Source organism: Acidobacteriota bacterium (genome assembly GCA_035471785.1).
Taxonomy (GTDB): Bacteria; Acidobacteriota; UBA6911; order RPQK01; family DATIPO01; genus JANQFM01.
The window spans coordinates 74,393-92,127 of record DATIPQ010000077.1 but is presented as its reverse complement, the minus strand read 5'-3'; the positions used below and the strand labels follow the sequence as shown (position 1 = coordinate 92,127).

At 61.7% G+C, this 17,735-nt stretch carries 17 protein-coding genes and 2 rRNA genes; 14 read left to right on the top strand and 5 right to left on the bottom strand.

Annotation, left to right across the window (positions count from 1 at the left end; all coding sequences use genetic code 11):
- The 9 genes from VLU25_11040 to VLU25_11000 form a co-directional block, all read left to right on the top strand.
- Positions 1-361, top strand: a 23S ribosomal RNA gene (locus VLU25_11040); the annotation flags it as partial.
- Between the two features lie 89 nt (positions 362-450).
- Positions 451-567 (top strand): 5S ribosomal RNA (gene rrf / locus VLU25_11035).
- A gap of 203 nt (positions 568-770) precedes the next feature.
- A complete protein-coding gene (locus VLU25_11030) occupies positions 771-1,265 on the top strand; it encodes a hypothetical protein (protein ID HSR68467.1) in 495 nt (164 codons plus the stop codon).
- Entirely contained in the window at positions 1,259-1,861 is a 603-nt protein-coding gene (locus VLU25_11025) for a hypothetical protein (protein HSR68466.1), read from the top strand. Before VLU25_11030 ends, VLU25_11025 begins: the two co-directional genes overlap by 7 nt.
- 32 nt (positions 1,862-1,893) lie before the next feature.
- Positions 1,894-3,618, top strand: coding sequence for an AMP-binding protein (locus tag VLU25_11020; GenBank protein HSR68465.1), 1,725 nt, complete (start codon positions 1,894-1,896; stop codon positions 3,616-3,618).
- Positions 3,619-3,654: 36 nt separating this feature from the next.
- Positions 3,655-4,014 carry a preQ(1) synthase gene (gene queF / locus VLU25_11015; protein ID HSR68464.1) on the top strand — a complete coding sequence of 120 codons (360 nt, stop codon included), beginning with the start codon at positions 3,655-3,657 and terminating at the stop codon, positions 4,012-4,014.
- Between the two features lie 3 nt (positions 4,015-4,017).
- On the top strand, positions 4,018-5,037 hold the full coding sequence (locus VLU25_11010) for a M20/M25/M40 family metallo-hydrolase (protein ID HSR68463.1): 1,020 nt from the start codon (positions 4,018-4,020) through the stop codon (positions 5,035-5,037).
- 19 nt (positions 5,038-5,056) lie between these two features.
- Entirely contained in the window at positions 5,057-5,974 is a 918-nt protein-coding gene (locus VLU25_11005) for a proline dehydrogenase family protein (protein HSR68462.1), read from the top strand.
- Between the two features lie 97 nt (positions 5,975-6,071).
- A complete protein-coding gene (locus VLU25_11000; GenBank protein HSR68461.1) occupies positions 6,072-6,755 on the top strand; it encodes an HAD family hydrolase in 684 nt (227 codons plus the stop codon).
- Positions 6,756-6,796: 41 nt separating this feature from the next.
- On the opposite strand, the gene VLU25_10995 is transcribed toward VLU25_11000, so the two are convergent.
- Both VLU25_10995 and VLU25_10990 read right to left on the bottom strand, forming a co-directional pair.
- Positions 6,797-7,165, bottom strand: coding sequence for a fibronectin type III domain-containing protein (locus tag VLU25_10995; GenBank protein ID HSR68460.1), 369 nt, complete (start codon positions 7,163-7,165; stop codon positions 6,797-6,799).
- A gap of 44 nt (positions 7,166-7,209) precedes the next feature.
- Positions 7,210-7,701: a hemerythrin domain-containing protein gene (locus VLU25_10990; protein ID HSR68459.1), complete on the bottom strand. Its 492-nt coding sequence runs from the start codon at positions 7,699-7,701 to the stop codon at positions 7,210-7,212.
- Between the two features lie 155 nt (positions 7,702-7,856).
- On the opposite strand from VLU25_10990, the gene VLU25_10985 reads away from it, so the two are divergent.
- From VLU25_10985 to VLU25_10970, 4 genes are all read left to right on the top strand, one after another.
- Positions 7,857-9,365 carry a sodium/proline symporter gene (locus VLU25_10985; GenBank protein HSR68458.1) on the top strand — a complete coding sequence of 503 codons (1,509 nt, stop codon included), beginning with the start codon at positions 7,857-7,859 and terminating at the stop codon, positions 9,363-9,365.
- Positions 9,366-9,485: 120 nt separating this feature from the next.
- Positions 9,486-10,349 carry a hypothetical protein gene (locus VLU25_10980; protein HSR68457.1) on the top strand — a complete coding sequence of 288 codons (864 nt, stop codon included), beginning with the start codon at positions 9,486-9,488 and terminating at the stop codon, positions 10,347-10,349.
- A gap of 59 nt (positions 10,350-10,408) precedes the next feature.
- Positions 10,409-12,376 (top strand): prephenate dehydratase domain-containing protein, encoded by a 1,968-nt coding sequence (locus tag VLU25_10975; protein HSR68456.1) that lies wholly within the window; start codon positions 10,409-10,411, stop codon positions 12,374-12,376.
- Positions 12,377-12,388: 12 nt separating this feature from the next.
- Positions 12,389-13,330 (top strand): COX15/CtaA family protein, encoded by a 942-nt coding sequence (locus tag VLU25_10970; protein HSR68455.1) that lies wholly within the window; start codon positions 12,389-12,391, stop codon positions 13,328-13,330.
- Here the strand turns inward: VLU25_10970 and VLU25_10965 are convergent.
- From VLU25_10965 to VLU25_10955, 3 genes are all read right to left on the bottom strand, one after another.
- On the bottom strand, positions 13,312-14,532 hold the full coding sequence (locus VLU25_10965) for a monodechloroaminopyrrolnitrin synthase PrnB family protein (GenBank protein ID HSR68454.1): 1,221 nt from the start codon (positions 14,530-14,532) through the stop codon (positions 13,312-13,314). The genes VLU25_10970 and VLU25_10965 overlap by 19 nt on opposite strands.
- Positions 14,533-14,656: 124 nt before the next feature.
- Positions 14,657-15,616 (bottom strand): transcriptional repressor, encoded by a 960-nt coding sequence (locus VLU25_10960; protein HSR68453.1) that lies wholly within the window; start codon positions 15,614-15,616, stop codon positions 14,657-14,659.
- 210 nt (positions 15,617-15,826) lie between these two features.
- Positions 15,827-16,294, bottom strand: coding sequence for a fasciclin domain-containing protein (locus VLU25_10955; GenBank protein ID HSR68452.1), 468 nt, complete (start codon positions 16,292-16,294; stop codon positions 15,827-15,829).
- Positions 16,295-16,818: 524 nt separating this feature from the next.
- On the opposite strand from VLU25_10955, the gene VLU25_10950 reads away from it, so the two are divergent.
- Positions 16,819-17,733 (top strand): MerR family transcriptional regulator, encoded by a 915-nt coding sequence (locus VLU25_10950; GenBank protein HSR68451.1) that lies wholly within the window; start codon positions 16,819-16,821, stop codon positions 17,731-17,733.
- Positions 17,734-17,735: the final 2 nt, after the last annotated feature.

Here is a 17,735-nt window from a genome sequence, read left to right as displayed (position 1 = left end):
GGTTCGGCTGTTCGCCGATTAAAGCGGTACGTGAGCTGGGTTTAGAACGTCGTGAGACAGTTCGGTCCCTATCTGCTGTGGGCGTAGGAGATTTGAGGGAGGCTGACCTTAGTACGAGAGGACCGGGTTGGACGCACCTCTAATGTACCAGTTGTTCCGCCAGGAGCACCGCTGGGTAGTTACGTGCGGAAGAGATAAGCGCTGAATGCATCTAAGCGCGAAGCTTGTCCCAAGATAAGATCTCCCCCTGGACTCGTTCCAGCTGAAGGCCCCTCGTAGACCACGAGGTTGATAGGCAGGGTGTGGAAGTGCGGCAACGTACGAAGCTAACCTGTACTAATCGGCCGTGAGGCTTGACCTGGAATTTTTTGCAGATCAAAAAGATTCCCGCGCCAACACCGCTGGGATCTGTGGCCCTGCTCCACTCCAAAGACTTTGAAAATTTGATTTTCCGGTGACTCCAGCGGAGGGGTTCCACCTGTTCCCATTCCGAACACAGAAGTTAAGCTCTCCAGCGCCGATGATACTGCACGGGAGACCGTGTGGGAAAGTAGGTCGTTGCCGGATCTTTCAACTCGGCCCCGTCGCAAGGCGGGGCCTTTTTTTTGCCTCCGCTCCACTCCCGTAGCCTCTCCTCCGAAGGCCGGCCGCACGTTGCTCAAATAGCCGTTTTTCCGTATAATTTAGAGTTTCCGCCCTCGGCGCTCCGAGCCGCCTTAGGGATGATGGCCGGCTCATGGCGCGGGGTTCGCAATGGAGGCTGCACCAGCATGGATCCTGAACGACTGATCGCCAGCAGGCTTCAGAAAGAACTGCAGGACGCCCGCCGGGTGGGACTCGGCCAGGGCGTTCCCCAATCGCTCAAGCCGATGTTGCCCGAGAATGTGGAGGTGGTGGACCTCAACGGACTGGCCTCCGGCGGCGCCCTGGACGTGGTCGTCGTGGAAGCCCGGGAAGTCAGCCCCGAAGGTCACCTGAGCGCCGATCCGTCCCTCAACCTCGACCAGGTCGATGCCCGCCGCTGGATCGCCGCCATGCGCCAGAAGGATCAAAACGGTCAGGCCAAGATCGTGCGCCGCAACCGCCTGCCCGTCAGCCGCCCCTCCTGCATTCAGGAAATCGTCACCGAACTGGCTTTCATCGAGGTTCAACCGCTGGGATTCGTCCTGCGCGAAGTGGCTCCCGGCGTCTCTTCCGACGACGTGCGGCACGCCGTCGACGCCTCCCTTCACGTGGCCGACGACTTGCGAGTGATGGAATGGTGAACTGGAAAGAACGGCTCAAGAAGCACAGATGGTTGGGTTTGGGAGGCCTGGTTGTGGGGGGCGCCGTGGCCCTGTGGGCCAACCGCTCCCGCAAGAAGTCTCAGGAAGCGCCAACCCCCATTCCCGACGATGTGGGCGAGGTCGAAATCATAACCGAAGAACGCCGCATCAGCCACCGCGGCAAAGACTACCGCTCGCGGGCCGTCTACCACTGTACCCCCACCCGCTTCCGCGTCTGGAGCTTCCTGGCCTCGGGCAGTGGCGGGCCGGGAGGGGAAGAGAGCGGCTCAGGCAAGCCCCGCGGACTCCCCATCTACTACGTGTCGCCCCGCGTCTTCGTCCGCCCCCAAGAGGGCAAGGACGAGCCGCCTTCACAGGTCCTCTCAGAAGAAAAGTTCTACGCCACCATCCACGTATACGTCGAAGACCGGCGCGAGCCCCTGGCGGGATGCATCGCAAGGGGCCGCGTGGTTGAATTCCATAAATGCCACGTTGGGGGAAGCCTCAACGGGGTGGAGACCGGCGACCGCATTATTTCCATGGCGCCGGTGCACGAATTTCAATTCAGAAGCCAGCCGTCCGCCGGGCAGATGTGACGCAACGGTTGACCGCTTATGAGGACCGATCCGTGAAAAATCCGCCTCTCCTGCCTTCCTATCCGCTTCACGACTTGCGCGAACTCGTCTTCAAGGCGGCCCAGCGCAAGCCTGACAAGGCCGCCCTCAAGAGCAAGACCAAGGGAGTCTGGACGAGCACGACCTACGCCCAGCTTCGTGAGCAGGTCGAGCACATGGCCACCTTCTATTTCGAGTGCGGATTGAAGGCCGGAGAGCGCATCGGCATCCTCTCCGAGAACCGCACCGAATGGTGCATCGCCTACCTGGCCGCCGTGGCTTCGGGGATGACGGCCTTGCCCATCGACAAAGATCTCAAGCCCCGCGAAGTCCGCCACATCCTCAAGTTCGCCGAGGCCGCCCTCTTGGTCTGCGGAGGCGAGTTCGCCGCCGCTCTGGAGGATGTTCGAGGCGACATCGAAACCCTCGAGAAGGTGGTCTCCATGGAGGAGGAAAAGGGGGTCGCCGACCTCTCCTTTCCCGAGGCCCTGGAAATCGGCTACCAGGCGCTTGAAGAGGGCAGCCAAGCCTTTGCTCAGGCCCAGGTCAGCCCGGATGACGTGGCCGCCATCATCTTCACCTCGGGCACCACCGGCAATCCCAAGGGCGTCATGCTCACTCACGGCAATATCGCCGCCGACATCAAAGCCACGTCCGAGTACGTCTCCATCGCCGGCGAAGAAGACGTGCTGCTCTCGGTTCTGCCCCTCCACCATACCTATGAGTGCACAGGCGGCTTCCTGATGGTGCTTTATCAGGGATCGACGGTCTGCCACGCCGAGAATCTGCGCCGCATCGCCGAGAATATGGCCGAGACCAGGACCACTATCATGCTGGGCGTCCCGCTGCTCTTCGAGATGATCTACCGGCGTATCGAAGAGGGCTTGCGCAAAAAGGGCGAAGGCAAGATCCGCACCGCCAAGAAAGTGGCCTCCTTCACAGAGCGTTTCCTGGGATGGAACATTCGCCGGCGCCTCTTCAAGGAACTGCATCAGCGTTTCGGCGGAAAGCTGCGCCTGCTCATCTCGGGGGGCGCGGCCATCGATCCGGCGGTTTCCAAGGGCTTCCGCGAGTTGGGAATCGACTTCATCCAGGGCTACGGGATGACCGAGGCCGCTCCTATCGTGGCCGTCAACCGGGTCAACTGCTTCCGCGACGCGGCCGCCGGCATTCCGCTTCCCGGCGTCGAGGTCAAGATCGAGAAGGGCGAGATCTGTGTCCGCGGCGACATCGTCATGAAGGGCTACTACCGCAACCCGGAAGCCACGGCAGAAACCATCATCGACGGCTGGCTGCACACCGGAGATCTGGGATATTTGGAGGACGGGTTCGTCTACATCAACGGACGCAAGAAGTCGGTCATCGTCACCCCTAACGGCAAGAACGTCTACCCCGAGGAACTCGAGACGGCCCTCAACCAGAGTCCCTACATTCTGGAATCCCTGGTGTGGGGAGGACCCGAGGAGGATCCCTCTCAGGTCGAGGTGCAGGCCATCGTGGTTCCCGACAGCGAAGGCTTCGACCAGGAGTTCGGAGCTTCTTCCTACGACGACGACAAAGTCCAGCAAGTCATCTCGGCCGAGATTAAGCGCATTTGCATGGACATGGCCAACTACAAGAAAATCAAGAAGTTCACGCTGCGCCAGGAAGAGTTTGAAAAGACCACGACCAAGAAGATCAAGCGCTTCCTCTACACCGGGCGTCCCCAGGCCGTAGCGACGGAAGGCGCGAAGCGTTGAGCTTCCCCTGTCCCCCTCTCCCGAGAAAGACCGAAGATGGCTAAGCTGGAGACCTTCGACAACCCTTATCCGCAGCGCGACTACGAAATCGACATCCGTTGCCCGGAGTTCACCTGCCTTTGTCCCCGCACTGGACAACCCGACTTCGCCACCCTGCACATCCGCTACGTCCCCGATCGGCTCTGTCTGGAGTTAAAGGCCCTCAAGCTCTATCTCTTCTCCTACCGCGATGAAGGAGGATTCCACGAGCAGGTGACCAATCGAATCCTGGATGACCTGGTGCAGGCTTGCGCTCCCCGGCGCATGCTGGTGGAGGGTGATTTCAACGTGCGGGGCGGAATCAAGACCGTGGTGCGGGCGCGCCATCCTCAGGATGTTCCGCCGGTACAGGACTGAAACATGGGAAGGCTCAAGCAGGATCCGGTTGCGCTGACCCGCCAACTCGTCGACATCCCCTCCCTCACAGGCAAGGAAAAAGAACTTGCAGAATGGCTCATGGAGGGGCTGAAGGAAGAGGGCTGGAACTGCTCGCGCCAGATGCTCGACTCTCAGCGCTTCAATCTGCTGGCGCTCGGCGACGATCCAGACGTCCTTTTCTCCACTCACATGGACACCGTGCCGCCCTTTATCGCCTCCGACGAGGACGACGAGGACGTCAAGGGGCGGGGAAGCTGCGATGCCAAGGGGCAGATCGCGGCCATGATCTGCGCTGCTCGCCGCCTCGTGGCGGAGGGGCACCGCGACGTCGGCCTGCTCTTTCTGGTGGGCGAAGAAACCGACAGCGCCGGCGCCCGTCTGGCTGCTCAAAGCGGGCTCTCCTGCTCCTGGATCATCAACGGCGAACCGACTGACAACCACCTGGTCTCAGCCCACAAAGGCGCACTGGGCTTACGCTTGACGGCACGGGGAAAGACGGCCCACTCGGGATATCCGGAACGGGGAATATCGGCCGTTGAAACGCTGCTCGACGTCCTGCAGCGTCTGCGCCAGGCCGAATGGCCCACTCATCCCCTGCTGGGACCCTCTCACCTTAATATCGGAGTTCTCAGGGGAGGAATGGCCCCCAACGTCATCCCCGACCAGGCCCAGGCCGAGGTGTTCTTCCGTTGCGTCGTGCCTTGCCGCCGCTATCTGAGCCGGATTGACCGTTTGACCTCTCCCCTGGAGGTGGAGGTCTTCACCCAAAGCGACCCGCAGCACATGCACCTGGAGGAAGGATTTCCCGTCAAGAGCGTGGGATTTGGAACCGATATCCCATACCTGAAAAAGATCGCCGCCCCCTTGCTCTATGGACCAGGATCGATCTTCGACGCCCACACCGCGCAAGAGAAGCTGAACAAGAAAGAGCTGCTGCGCGGAGTCGACGGACTGGTCGCTTTGGTGCAAGCTTTGAAACGGCGTTCCCAGCCTATAGACTGATGCCGCCGAGACCTGAAATATGCTGCGAAACCTGATGCTCAGAATCGCCGATTCCCCCGCCTTGGTCGGATTCTTGTCACGACAGGGCATGAAGACCGGCTTCGCCCGGCGCTTCGTAGCCGGAGAATCCCTGCAGGAGGCCATACCCGTGGTGGAAGGTCTCAACAGCAAAGGAATCAAGTGCTCGCTCGACCTGTTGGGCGAAGGCGTGGAGGACGAAGAAACGGCCCGAACGGCCACCCAGTCCTACGTCAATCTGCTGCATGTGATCCAAGAGCGGGGAGTGGACTGCAACATCTCCATCAAGCTGACTCAACTGGGACTCGACATCGGACGCCAGGTGGCCGCCCGCAACCTGAAGAAGATCCTCGACGCCGCCCGCGAGTGCGGCAACTTCGTGCGCATCGACATGGAGGGGTCGGACTACACCGCCGATACCGTCGAACTGTTCGTCGAGCACCTCGAGATCTACGGACCCGCCACCGTGGGCATCGTCATTCAGTCCTATTTGCGGCGCAGCGAAGAGGACGTGCGGCGCCTGGCCTCGCTGGGCTGCAACATCCGGCTCTGCAAGGGGGCCTACAAGGAGCCGCCGGAGCTGGCCTTCCCCAAGAAGTCGCAAGTCGACGACAACTTCGTCAAGCTGATGGAGATCATGCTGGCCTCGCCCTGCTATTCGGCCATCGCCACCCACGACGAAAAGATGATCAACCGGGCCCAGGAGCTGATCGAGCGCGATGGCGTGGATTCCTCCCGATACGAATTCCAGATGCTTTACGGCACGCGTTCCGAGTACCAGGAAGAAATCAAGAATCAGGGCTACCGGATGCGCGTTTACGTTCCTTTCGGAACGCAGTGGGCTCCCTATTTCATTCGCCGCCTGGCCGAACGGCCGGCCAATGTCCTTTTCGTGCTGCGCAACCTCTTCAAGAAATAATCCCGCCGGCCGCAGCGTCCAGGGGCGAATAATCGACTTCAAACCAGTGACTCCCCTTCCTGTCGCCGGGAAATAGCATTAGTCCTATACTGGATGCATGCGCCTCATCCTCTTCGACATCGACGGTACTCTGATGACCACGGACGGGGCTGGAACGAGGGCCTTGAACCGGGCTTTGCAGGAGGTATTCGGCCTGACCGAAGCCATGAGGGACATCCGCCCGGACGGCAAGACCGACTCCCAAATCGTACGAGAAGCGCTCAGCCGCAACGGTGGACTGGACATGCCGCAGGCGGAAGCCCTGCGGTCCTTTTTCAGGGTCTATCTCCGCCACTTCGATGACGAACTTGTCGGCCACTGCGGATTGACGGTCTTCTGGCAAGCCTACCACCTCATTCTGCGCCTTCGCGACGGGGGCAGGGTCAGGACCGGAATCGCCACCGGCAACATTCGCCCTTGCGCCGAGTTGAAGCTGCGCAGCGCGGGGCTGCATTCCTTTTTTCCCTTCGGGGGATTCGGGTGCGATGCCGAGGACCGCCATCAGATGGTCAGGGCGGCCGTGCGGCGAGGCGAAGAACTGTACGGGATTCGGGCTCAATCGGTGATCGTCATCGGAGATACTCCCAACGACATCGAGCACGGCCGCAAGGCCGGAGCCCGCACGATCGCCGTGGCCACAGGGAATTACTCGCGAGTCGAGTTGCAGGAGACGGGGGCCGACTTGGCGGTCGACTCGCTGCAACCTACGCCGGACCTGTTATCCTTCATCGAAGCAGCCTGAGCCAAAAGCGCCGGGGAGGGGATCCCGCTTGGGCCTGCGCCTCAAAACCAGACGCTGACCATGTTTGAGGGCTCGCTCTTGCCGGCGTCGTTAAAGGCCCTCACCTTGAACTGAAAGGCGCCCGAGACGTACTTGCCGACCTTGTTTTCGTAACGGGTCGTATTGGCTCCCACCAATCCCACTACCTTGTAGTTCTTGCCGGCGTCGTCGGAACGCAGGATCTCGAATCCCAGTTCGTTGTCGGCGCGGTCGCGCCACCGCAGGACCGCCACAGCCGTACCGCCCTCGTAGCGGGTGCTGGCCTGCAGATCGTAGGGCGCCGCGGGGACGCCATTCTGCTGGGCCGCCCATGCGGCTGAAACCAGGAGTAGGGAGATGACGATAAGACAAGAGGCGATAGTGAACTTCATTTCACCCTTCAAAGATACCGGCGGGGCGGGTTCGTTTCAAAAAATCAAAGCGGGCAGGATTCCTGGGAACGTCCGCGGCGAGCGTAAAGAGCTTCCACCTGGCCTCTGCAGGCCGCCAGTTCATCTTCCGGAACATGGCTTTGCATGAGTTGGAAAAGCTCTCGCTCTTCGCTGCGGATGTGATCCCGCAGCAGTCCAGCCCATTGCTTGAGCGCTGGTCCAAGTCCGCTGGTCTGCTCTTTCATCTCCTCCAGGCCGCGCCGCAGTTGCCGATGCTCTTGTTCGAGGCGGCCCACCAGTTCGGATTCGGCAGCAAGGTGGCGGCGGGCCAGCGGGAAGACGATCTCCTCCTCGGCTGCAAAGTGATGCCTGAGATGGTCACGGTAGAAGTCGAGGACGCGGTCTCGTTGCTCTTGCGGTCGAGAGGGCCAACTCACCTGCGGAGACTTGGAGGCGCCCTGCAGCAGACGCTGCGCGATGACGAGTCCGTCATGGTGATCGTGAGAGAGTGGAATCAGTCCGGCATGGCGCTTCATGGCCATTCTATTGTGACAGGTATTCCCTCGCCAGCTCAACTCTCTTCCCGGCTGGAGAGCCTCTGGCACCGACCCCCTGCGGACGCTGCGCTGCGCCTGACACGGCCGGACGGGTTCTTGCCAGTGCGAGGCCGGGGCGCTAAAGTCGCCCATTGATGGACTACCAGCTCCTAGCGATTCTGCTCTACGTCGCCACCCTGCTCTTCATCGGCGTGCTGGCCTCGCGCCGTACGCGCTCCATGGCCGACTATTTCGCCGGAGGCCGGCGCCAAGGCTTCTGGGCCGCCTCCTTCTCGGCCCGCGCCACCGGCGAGTCCGCCTGGCTCTTGCTGGGTCTGACCGGTCTGGGAGCCGCCGAGGGCATCAAGGGATTCTGGGTTGTGCTGGGCGAAGTGCTGGGAGTGGCCGTCGCCTGGCTGCTGCTCAGCGACCGCTTCAAGAGCCTCACCCTGCGCTTCGATTCCCTCACCGTCCCCGATTACCTGGAATCCCGTTTCGGCGACGATGCCGGCCACACTCTCAGGGCGCTTTCGGCGGGAACCTTGCTCTTTTTCGTTCCCATCTATGTCAGCGCCCAAATCCACTCCACCGGAGAGGCCTTCAATTTCTTCCTCGACTGGAACTATTATGCCGGCGCCCTCTTCGGCTTCGCCGTGGTCCTGCTCTACATCACCAGGGGCGGATTCATCGCCGTGGTGTGGTCGGACGTCTTCCAAGGACTGCTGATGGTCTGCGGACTGGTATTGCTGCCCCTGGTCGGCGTCTGGTACCTGGGAGGCGTGGGCCAGGTCATCGACGCGTTGGGCCAGGCCTATCCCAACCATCTCGATTTTCTCGGGGGAGGAGGCTGGACGCTCATCAACGTGGCTTCCATCATCGGCTTGCTGGGCATCGGTCTGGGGTTCATGGGCTCCCCTCAGGTCTTCGTCCGCTTCATCGCCCTTCGTTCCCGCCGCGACATCCCCAAGGGGGCCTTCGTAGCCATCGTCTGGACCTTGCTGGCCGACTCCGGGGCCGTCCTGGTGGGAGTGGTGGGACGAGCTGTGCTGAGCGGCGACCTGGGGGCCGGAGGCCAGGAGGTGTTGCCGGAACTGGTGGAGTTCTTGATGCACCCCTTTGTGGCCGGAATCTACATCGCCATCGTTCTCTCGGCCATCATGTCCACTATCGACTCCCTGTTGGTGGTGGCTTCCAGCGCCGCCGTGCGCGATTACTACCAGAAGATCTTCAATCCCTCTCTTCCCGACAACAAGCTGGTGGGAATGAGCCGCAACCTCACGGTCGTTCTGGCCTTTGCAGCTCTTGCGGTAGCACTCGCCATCGCTCTCTTGACGGGACGCCAGCCCATATTCTGGTTTGTCATCTTCGGCTGGTCGGGCATCGCGGCCACTTTTTGTCCCACCATCATCCTCTCCCTTTTCTGGAGCGGCCTGACCGCCAGAGGTGCAGCGGCGGCCATGGTGGCGGGATTTCTCTCCATTCCCTTTTTCAAGTTCGTGGCTCCCTTGCTGCCCGTTGTCGGACCCTATTTCAACTTGGCCGAAGAGATGGCGCCCTCCTTCGCGGTTGGCTTTGCGGTGGCCTTCGTCGTGAGCAAGGCGGACCCCGAAGGGCAGGCCAAATTAAAGGGAATATTGTCCGCCAACCTGGCCGACGAACCGTAGCGAGCAGCCTCATGGCGCCGAGAGCAATTGGGCCTTCAGCGCGGTCGCTGAAATTTGATTCGTGTGTGAACTTGTTGGCCACCTAGTGGCCCTGGCAAAGCAAGCGGTTATACTGGCAAGGTGACGTCAAGGCGGTGCCGTTTTCTTCGCCATTTTTCGCTTTGCTGCTGGATGCTGCTGGGCGGACTCCCGGCGGGCAGCGGATTGCAGGTCCATGACCCTGCCGATGCCCGAGGGGCTGTCGAGCGGATGCGTCGTCTGCACCAGCAAGTGCAGAGACTGCATTTTCGCGTCGAGAACGAGTTCAATACGGCTCAGCGGGTCGAGTTGACGCGCCAACTGATCGCTCTGCGCTCTGCCTACGAGTCCGCCCGCCGGCAGGCCGAATTTCTCACCGATCCTTTTGTGCGGCGCAGCAGGCAGATCGTTGAAGAACTCCTCCGCGAGGCCTTCCCCGAACTGTCCGGTAAGCGCTTCGTCATTCATCCGATCACCTCCGAAAACACCTACTTCAGCAGCTTCTTCTCCTTCAAGGAGCCTCTGCTCCGGCGCAACCGCATCTATCGGCTGGGAATCAACTTGCAGGTCTTCCGTCAGGAAACCTTGCCGCCCTGGGAGGGGGTGCGCGGCATTCTCTGCCACGAGCTGGCTCACAGCCTCGACTACCGGCGCCGCAACTTCTTCCAGATTTGGGGGGTCTTGGCCATCTTCCTCAAGCCCACCGCCCACCGGCGCTTTGAGCGTTGGGCTGATCTTCAAGCCATTTCCCGAGGTTGCGGCCCGGGGCTGAAGGCCTACCGCCGATGGGTGTATCAGCAGGTGACGACGCAGGAAGAAGAGCGCCGACGTATGGTCTACTATCCGCCCGAACAGATTGAGAGCATCGAGGACATCCGGGGCCGCTGCCCCTCGGCCATGCCCCAGTGGCTGATTCAGCCGCCCCTCAACCCGGAGGAGATCCAGGCCTCGGAATGCGGCCCTTAAACGGCCTTTCCACTTTTGGCTTGACTTTTTCTACACCCTAGGGACACGATGATCAGCCCATGGACGAACTGCAAGCCCTTCGCCAACGCATCGACGAAGCCGACCGCGACCTGATCGAGGCTCTGGCCCGCCGCATGGAAGTGGTGGACCACATCCTGCGCCAGAAAGAGGCCCAGGGTCTGGAGCTTTTCGATCTGGAGCGGGAGAAATCCCTGCTCAACAAGATGGCCGACCACGGCGGACAGCGCCGTCTCGATCCCAAGTTGGTGGAACGCGTCCTGCGGGCCGTCATCAGCCATTCGCGCGAACTGCAGACCCGCCGCGTACAGGAACGCCACAACCCTGACTTGCGGCGGGTAGCCCGGGTGGCCTTTCAAGGGGCTCCGGGAGCCTATTCCTGGCAAGCGCTGCACAACCACTTCGGCAAAAAGGTGGAAGCCGTGGGCTTCACCGGCTTTCGGGAGACCCTGGAGGCGCTGGAAGAGGGACGCGTCGACCTGGCCCTGCTGCCCATCGAAAACACCCTTTTCGGAAGCATTCACGACGTCTACGAACTGCTGGCCGACAGCCGCTACAGCGTCATCGGCGAAGAGGTGTTGCGCATTGAACACTGTTTGCTGGGCTTGCGCGAGGTGCCGCTGGAAGAGATCGCTCGGGTGCTCTCGCACCCCGTGGCGCTGGAGCAATGCAAGACCTTTCTGCGCGGCCTGCCCAACGCCGCCAACGAGTCCTACATCGACACCGCCGAGGCGGTGCGCAAGGTCAGGGAGGACGAGGATCCTCGCCAAGCCGCCATCGCCAGCCGTCAGGCGGCGCGGCGCTACGGATTGCAGGTGTTGCGCGAGGGGATTTCTGATCATCCCGAGAACTACACGCGCTTTTGGGTCGTTTCGCGGCAGAGTGTCTCGGTGGACAAGCGCATTCCCGCCAAAACTTCCTTGGTGCTGGTCACCGATCACCGGGAAGGGGCTCTGGTGGCCTGTTTGACGGCCCTTCGCGACCACGGCCTCAACATGACCAAGCTGGAATCGCGTCCCCGCCAGGGATCGCCCTGGCAATATCAGTTTTACCTTGACGTGGAGGGCAATATCGACGACGAGGAGACCAGCCGGGCCCTCGACGAAGTGCGCAAGAGGGCCCGCCTGCTGCGCGTTCTGGGCTGTTATCCCAAGGTGGACGCACGCTCCGGCGTGCCTTATCTGTCGGAGTCGCGCGACGCCGATTCGCGCCGAAGGGCCCTGCGGCGAAGTTCCGGCCGGAAGTCGCCCCAGCCATCCTCCCCGCGCGAGGCCGCCGTGGTCGCGGTGGGCGCGGTCGAGATCGGGGGCGGATCCTTCGCTGTCCTGGCGGGGCCGCGCTCTTTCTCCTCCCCCGGGGAACTGCGTCCCGTCGCCGAAGCCGCCGAGGCCGCCGGAGCCCGCGTCCTGCTGGGAGGCGAATACCTGGCGGCCCAAGGCGACCACGGACTCGACCTGGTCACCCAGGGGGCGCAGATCCTTTCCCGCCTGGGACGCGAACTGCGCATGCCGGTGGGCTGCGAGGTCGAAGCGGCCGAGCAGGTCGAGGCTCTGGCCCATTGCTGCGACCTGCTCATCGTGGGCGGACGCAATATGCAGAATTATCCTCTGCTGCGCCTGTTGGGGCGCCTGGCCAAGCCTGTGCTGCTGGAGAGGGGCATCAACTCCACTTTGGACGAGCTGACCGCCTCGGCTCAGGAGATCCTGGCCGAGGGCAACCAGCACGTGCTGCTTTGCGAGCGGGGGATACGCACCTTTGAGGCCTCCAACCGGGAGACCCTCGATCTAGGGGCGGTGCTGGCTCTCAAAGAACGTACCCACCTGCCCGTGATCGTCAATCCCATGGGAGCCGTCTCGACCCCGCAGGACGTCCTGCCGCTGGCCCGCGCCGCCCGCGCCGTGGGAGCCGACGGTGTCGTCCTCAATCTGGGACCGGACTCCCAACAGCGCCCCGTCGTCGAACCCGCCGACTTGGCCGAATTCATCGCTCAAGAAGGCGTTCTCGGCTAAGATGATGGAGTCATGAAGCTGGACCGCTTCGCCAAGTACTGCTGGGGAGTGCTGGCCTACACCATTCTGGTTATTCTGTGGGGCGCCTTCGTGCGGGCTACCGGGTCGGGAGCCGGATGCGGCAGCCACTGGCCTACCTGCAACGGAGAGGTCATACCCCGGGCCCCGGCCCTGGAAACCCTCATCGAATACACCCATCGTCTCAGCAGCGGATTGCTGGGTTTTCTGGTCGTGGGCCTGCTGATCTGGGCCTTTCGGCGTTTTCCTTCCGCCCATCCGCTACGGAAAGGCGCCCTCTGGAGCCTGCTGTTCGTCATCGCCGAGGCCTTGATAGGCGCCGGCATCGTCAAGTTTGAATGGGTGGCGGACAACGATTCCATAGCCCGCGTCATCACCATGGCCTTCCATCTGGTCAACACCTTCTTCTTGCTGGCCGCCATGACGCTTACCGCCTGGTGGGCTTCCGGCGGCGGCCAGGTGCGCCTGCGCGGCCAGGGACGCGTGGGTTTGCTGCTGGCGGTCGCCATGGTCTCGGTGTTGCTGCTGGGAGCCAGCGGAGCCGTCACCGCGCTGGGCGACACGCTGGTGCTCAACTCCAATGTGGACCCGCAGGATTCTCCGGTGGTGGCCTCTCTGGTCCTGCTGCGTTTCGTCCACCCCATGCTGGCGCTGGCGCTGCTGCTGCTCATCATGGTCACGGCCCGAATCTGCGCCTCAACCTCCAGCGATCCTCAGACCCGCTTGTGGGGCCGGTCGATGATGGTCGTCTATCACTTTCAACTGCTGGTGGGAGTCGTAAACGTCTTCCTGCAGGCTCCGGTGTGGATCCAACTCGTCCACCTCCTGTTGGCCGACGTCCTATGGATTCTGCTGGTGCTGACGGCGGCTTCGACTTTGGCGGTTGCGGCCCCGGCCCGGGCCCGTCTCGGACAAGCCTACGCGACCGGATCATAGAGCTTGCTTTTGAGCAACTCCAGGTCCCCGTGGCGGGAGCGGATATCGGAGCGCTGCTTGCCCAAACGCAGGTCGCGCAGCTTTTCCAACATGTTGAGCAGCGCCGGCAAGGGCGGGCCGGAAGCGGTCAGGTCGTCCAACTCTTCTTTGTCCAGGCCCTCTGCGGGACGCTCGATGAACTTCTTGACCAGTTTGTTGTGATGAGCCGCTGCCGCGCGTCCGTGAGCTTGGCAGACTTTCAGAAAAGCCCGGGCGCCCTTTTGAAACCACTCGTCCTGGGACGACTCCAGCCCTGCCTCCAGAAACTCGTCCAGCAGGCTGCGCTGGATCATGCAGCGCCTCAGCGCTTCTTGCTCATGGGGCAGCACGAAAGGTGTTTTCTCCACCAGCAGATTGAGATAGAAGGGATCGTCTGCGCTGCACAGACCCAAGAGCAGGTCGATCTGGTTGATGCCGGCGAAATCTCCGGCGTTGACGCCCCGGTAGCTGCGGTTTCCGACGATCGAAGTCTTGTAGTAAGGCCGGATGCCGTAAAAGAAGGTGTCGACGTCGATGCTCTCATAGAGCTTGTCGTTGATCTCATGAGCCTTGCTCAGCGCCGCCTCGGCTTCGGCGAAAAACTCCAGTGCGATAGGATTGGAGATCCCCAGCGCGCAGATCTTCTCCAGGGCCTCCGAAGCCCGCTCGTATTCGAAGATCCCCTGCGTGTTGTAGTAGATGAAGGTGCGCTCGTCCTCATAGCGGGTAAAACTCTTGAACACGCCCCGGCGGGCCTTGTTATGGGTCGCATAGGGCGCCAGTATGAGCCGGGGTGCCACACCTAGCGAGGCGCCCAACTGCAATGCCAGGCGCGATTCTTCCACCAGCGGGGACTGTCCTTGGGCGGGCTCGTTGAGGCCGTGACGGGTGCAGGAGGCGATCAGCATCCCCACGTTGCCCAGCACCTCCAGGCGCTCTTCAAAAGAAGCCAGCAAGGGCGTCTCGTTGAGGACGTCCAGCACGTGGCGCCGGCCGTCCTTGCGGATGCGCCGGCGGACACGGTCGATGCCTTGCTGATCGGGGGCATCTCCCGGCGGATTGCCGGCTTCCCGGCGCCGCTTCTCCCCTTCCTCGATTTCCGTGTTGAGGGCCGAGAAGGTGGTTCGTATCCAATTGTCGAAGTGTCGGTGGGCAGGCTTATTCACCACCTCAGGATAGCTCATCGACGCCATCCTCAAAAGCCCTCTGCCGGGCTAGTCCTCCACCAGGGGTGTCATCGGCCGCTGCTACCAGACCCTCGACTGCGCTTGAGGCTCTGAAGCGCCGGCCACGCTTGGCCCGGGTGCTTCAGGCGGTCGCCTTCAGCCGCTCGTATTCCTGCTTGATGATGTCGTAGTGTTCCTGCTCTTCGTCCGCGAACTTGACGAAGATGTCCCGTCCCCGGGTATCGTTGAAGCGCTCGGCGTACTGCTTGAAGAAGTTGTGGGCCTCCATCTCCATGTCCATGGCGATCTTCAGCGCCTCTTGGGAGGTCATTTCGCGGTCCAGTTTCTTCTTGGCGTTGTGGCGGGAAGGGAAGATGTCGTCGAGGGCGTCAAAGTCGAAATGGAGAAAGACGGGAGCCTGCAAGACGTCCTTGTGTTGGCGGACCAGCTTGTCCCACTCTTTTTCCAGCCCCCTCAGATGGCTCTTTTCCTCTTCCAGCATCTCCAAAAAAGCGCTGCGTGTGGCCTCATCGCTCACAACCTCGGCGGCCGTGCTGTAAAAGTTGATTCCGCGCTCCTCGGTGGCCATGGCGATGCGCAGGGCGTCGCGGGCGAACACCAAGTCCGAATCATAGACCTGCGGCTTGACCCCTTCCTCTTCCTGGCAGCGCTTGCACACCCCGAAGATCTGCAGCTTGTGGCGTGTCGGCTTGAACTCGTACTGAGAGATGATCTTTTCTTGCAGGCGCTCGAACTCGGGACTGGAGAACTCGATGGCGGTCTGACACTTTTCGCAGATCAGGTGGTGGTGATGGGGCTGTTTGTAATCGTGTTCAAAGCGCGCCCGCCCATCGCCCAAGTCGATCTCCCGGGCCAGCCCGCAATCGGTCAGAGTCTTCAGGGTGCGGAAAACGGTGGCCAAGCCGATCTTGGAGTCCACCTTGCGCACGATGGTGAAGAGCTCGTCGGCGCTGAGATGCCCCTCCTCCTTGAGGAACGCGGTGACGACCACCTCTCTTTGCCGAGTCATCTTGAGCCCGCGGTCCCGCAAGTAGGTGGAAAAGACCCCCAATTGCTCTGAAATGGCTTTTCTGTCGGTCATTTCCTTTGTGGCTGCCCGATAACGGAGAAAAGGCTCGGCGTTCGGCCAAACCATTTCTAAGATCACCTCCTGATTCTAACAAAAACCTCTGCGGCGGTCCTTCCTGGGTAAGTGAAGACAAAAAAAGGGGGCGGCCCTTGCAGCCGCCCCCTCCGACTCGAGCCCGCCTTTTCTAGGCAGCGGGCTGGTTGGAACTGAAGATTCGCTTCCTCAGTTCTGAGGCAAGATGACCGAGTCGATGACGTGGATGACGCCATTGGAAGCCATGATGTCAGTTTTGACGACCTTGGCCTTGTCGACCATGACGGAGCCGTTGGAAACCTGGATGTCGATTTCCCCTCCATTGACGGTCTTGGCGTTGCTCAAGGTAACCACCTGGGAGGCCGTCACCTTTCCGGGCACCACGTGATAGGTGAGGATGGAGATCAGCTTCTCCTTGTTCTCGGGCTTGAGCAGCATTTCCACAGTGCCTTGGGGCAACTTTTCGAAAGCCGCGTTGGTGGGGGCGAAGACCGTGAAAGGACCGTCGCCTTTGAGCGTATCGACCAGTCCGGCGGCCTTGACGGCTGCCACCAGGGTGCTGAAGTCGGAGTTGGAAGCGGCGATATCAACCACGTCCTGCTTGGGGTGGTCGGAAGCCGACACGGCCACGCTCAGGCCCAGGGTCAAAATAGCCATGGAAAGAAGTGTGATCAGTTTCTTGCTAGTCATCTTGTCTCCTCAAAGGGTCAAACCAAAATATCGAGAGCTGAAGGCCTTGGATGCCGGGATGAATGTCGCGCCCGGCGAGAGGGGCGTGGGACCGGCCCTCAGGTTGGGAACTAGCCCGCATCAGACCGACGGTTGTCAGCCTGACACGGGCTAGGGTCCTCAGAGCAAGCGGGCTCGGCATGGATGAGACCCTCTCTTTTCTCATCCAGCCCCACTCGCGAAACCGCTTCCGAGTGGCTTGTGAAAAGCCCGCTGTACCGAACAGTAGGGAGTATAGCGGATCGGATCGGCTGTTGTCAAGTTTTTGTCTAAAAAATGTCTAAATAAAAATCACCGGCTTGGCTTTTCCTTGGCCAGTCCCGCGATATCCTCTGTGCGAGCCGGTGCGCACCATGGCGCCGAGCGCAATCCGCTCTGTGTCTAACAAAATGTTGACGTAAGTTATACACTTGGGCTATTCTCCCCCGATGAAGGGTCAGGCCCACTATCCGATGAAAGTCGTCTCACGCCGCACAGGTCTTACGCCCCACGTCATCCGTGTCTGGGAGCGGCGCTATCAAGCGGTGGTGCCTGAGCGGACGGAATCGAACCGCCGCCTCTACAGCGATCAGGACATCCAGCGTCTGCAGCTTCTCCATCGCGCCACCAGGGCCGGGCACAGCATCGGTCAGATTGCCAACCTCCCCACCTCCCGCCTGATTTCCCTGGTCGAGGCTGAGGCGCGCAGCGGGCCGCCCGTGGTGGCCTCCCTGGCGGCAGACGGCAGCATCGGTCCCGAGGAGTGTCTGGAAACTTGCATCGAGGCGGTCAACGCCATTGACGCCCGCAAGCTGGAGACGGCCTTGCAGCGGGCGGCGGTGGCTCTCAGCCAACCGGTGCTGGTCGACGAGGTGGTGCTCCCGCTCTTGCGCGAGGTGGGACGGCTGTGGCAGGACGGCAGCATCAAGATCGCCCACGAGCACCCGGCCTCGGCCGTGATGCGGACTTTCCTGGGCGGTGTGCTGTCCGAGTTCGATCCTCCTGAGGAGGCCCCGGTAATGGTGGCCTCGACCCCTCAGGGACAGGGTCACGAATTGGGGGCGCTGGTGGCTTCGTTGACAGCCGCTTCACAAGGATGGAAGGTGGTCTACCTGGGTCCTGATTTGCCCGCCGAGGAGATCGCCGCGGCGGCTCAGCGCACGGGAGCCCGCTTGGTGGCTTTGAGCCTGGTCTATCCTCCCGACTCGCCCAAGGTACGCCAGCAACTGAAGAAGTTGCGGCGCAGCCTGCCGGCCTCGGTGCAGATTACCGTCGGAGGGCGGGGTGCCGCCGCCTACGCCCAAGTGCTTGACGCCATCGGAGCCATTACCCTGCAAGACATCCCCTCCTTGCGCATCAAGCTGGAAGAGCTGCGCAACTCCTCCTGAGG

Excerpts from the sequence above, each read along its gene's own strand:
- VLU25_11030 (HSR68467.1), top strand. The coding sequence starts at position 771 with ATGGATCCTGAACGACTGATCGCCAGCAGGCTTCAGAAAGAACTGCAG.
- VLU25_11025 (HSR68466.1), top strand. The coding sequence starts at position 1,259 with ATGGTGAACTGGAAAGAACGGCTCAAGAAGCACAGATGGTTGGGTTTG.
- queF (HSR68464.1), top strand. The coding sequence starts at position 3,655 with ATGGCTAAGCTGGAGACCTTCGACAACCCTTATCCGCAGCGCGACTAC.
- VLU25_11010 (HSR68463.1), top strand. The coding sequence starts at position 4,018 with ATGGGAAGGCTCAAGCAGGATCCGGTTGCGCTGACCCGCCAACTCGTC.
- VLU25_11005 (HSR68462.1), top strand. The coding sequence starts at position 5,057 with ATGCTGCGAAACCTGATGCTCAGAATCGCCGATTCCCCCGCCTTGGTC.
- VLU25_11000 (HSR68461.1), top strand. The coding sequence starts at position 6,072 with ATGCGCCTCATCCTCTTCGACATCGACGGTACTCTGATGACCACGGAC.
- VLU25_10995 (HSR68460.1), bottom strand. The coding sequence starts at position 7,165 with ATGAAGTTCACTATCGCCTCTTGTCTTATCGTCATCTCCCTACTCCTG.
- VLU25_10990 (HSR68459.1), bottom strand. The coding sequence starts at position 7,701 with ATGAAGCGCCATGCCGGACTGATTCCACTCTCTCACGATCACCATGAC.
- VLU25_10985 (HSR68458.1), top strand. The coding sequence starts at position 7,857 with ATGGACTACCAGCTCCTAGCGATTCTGCTCTACGTCGCCACCCTGCTC.
- VLU25_10975 (HSR68456.1), top strand. The coding sequence starts at position 10,409 with ATGGACGAACTGCAAGCCCTTCGCCAACGCATCGACGAAGCCGACCGC.
- VLU25_10970 (HSR68455.1), top strand. The coding sequence starts at position 12,389 with ATGAAGCTGGACCGCTTCGCCAAGTACTGCTGGGGAGTGCTGGCCTAC.
- VLU25_10965 (HSR68454.1), bottom strand. The coding sequence starts at position 14,532 with ATGAGCTATCCTGAGGTGGTGAATAAGCCTGCCCACCGACACTTCGAC.
- VLU25_10960 (HSR68453.1), bottom strand. The coding sequence starts at position 15,616 with ATGACCGACAGAAAAGCCATTTCAGAGCAATTGGGGGTCTTTTCCACC.
- VLU25_10955 (HSR68452.1), bottom strand. The coding sequence starts at position 16,294 with ATGGCTATTTTGACCCTGGGCCTGAGCGTGGCCGTGTCGGCTTCCGAC.
- VLU25_10950 (HSR68451.1), top strand. The coding sequence starts at position 16,819 with ATGAAAGTCGTCTCACGCCGCACAGGTCTTACGCCCCACGTCATCCGT.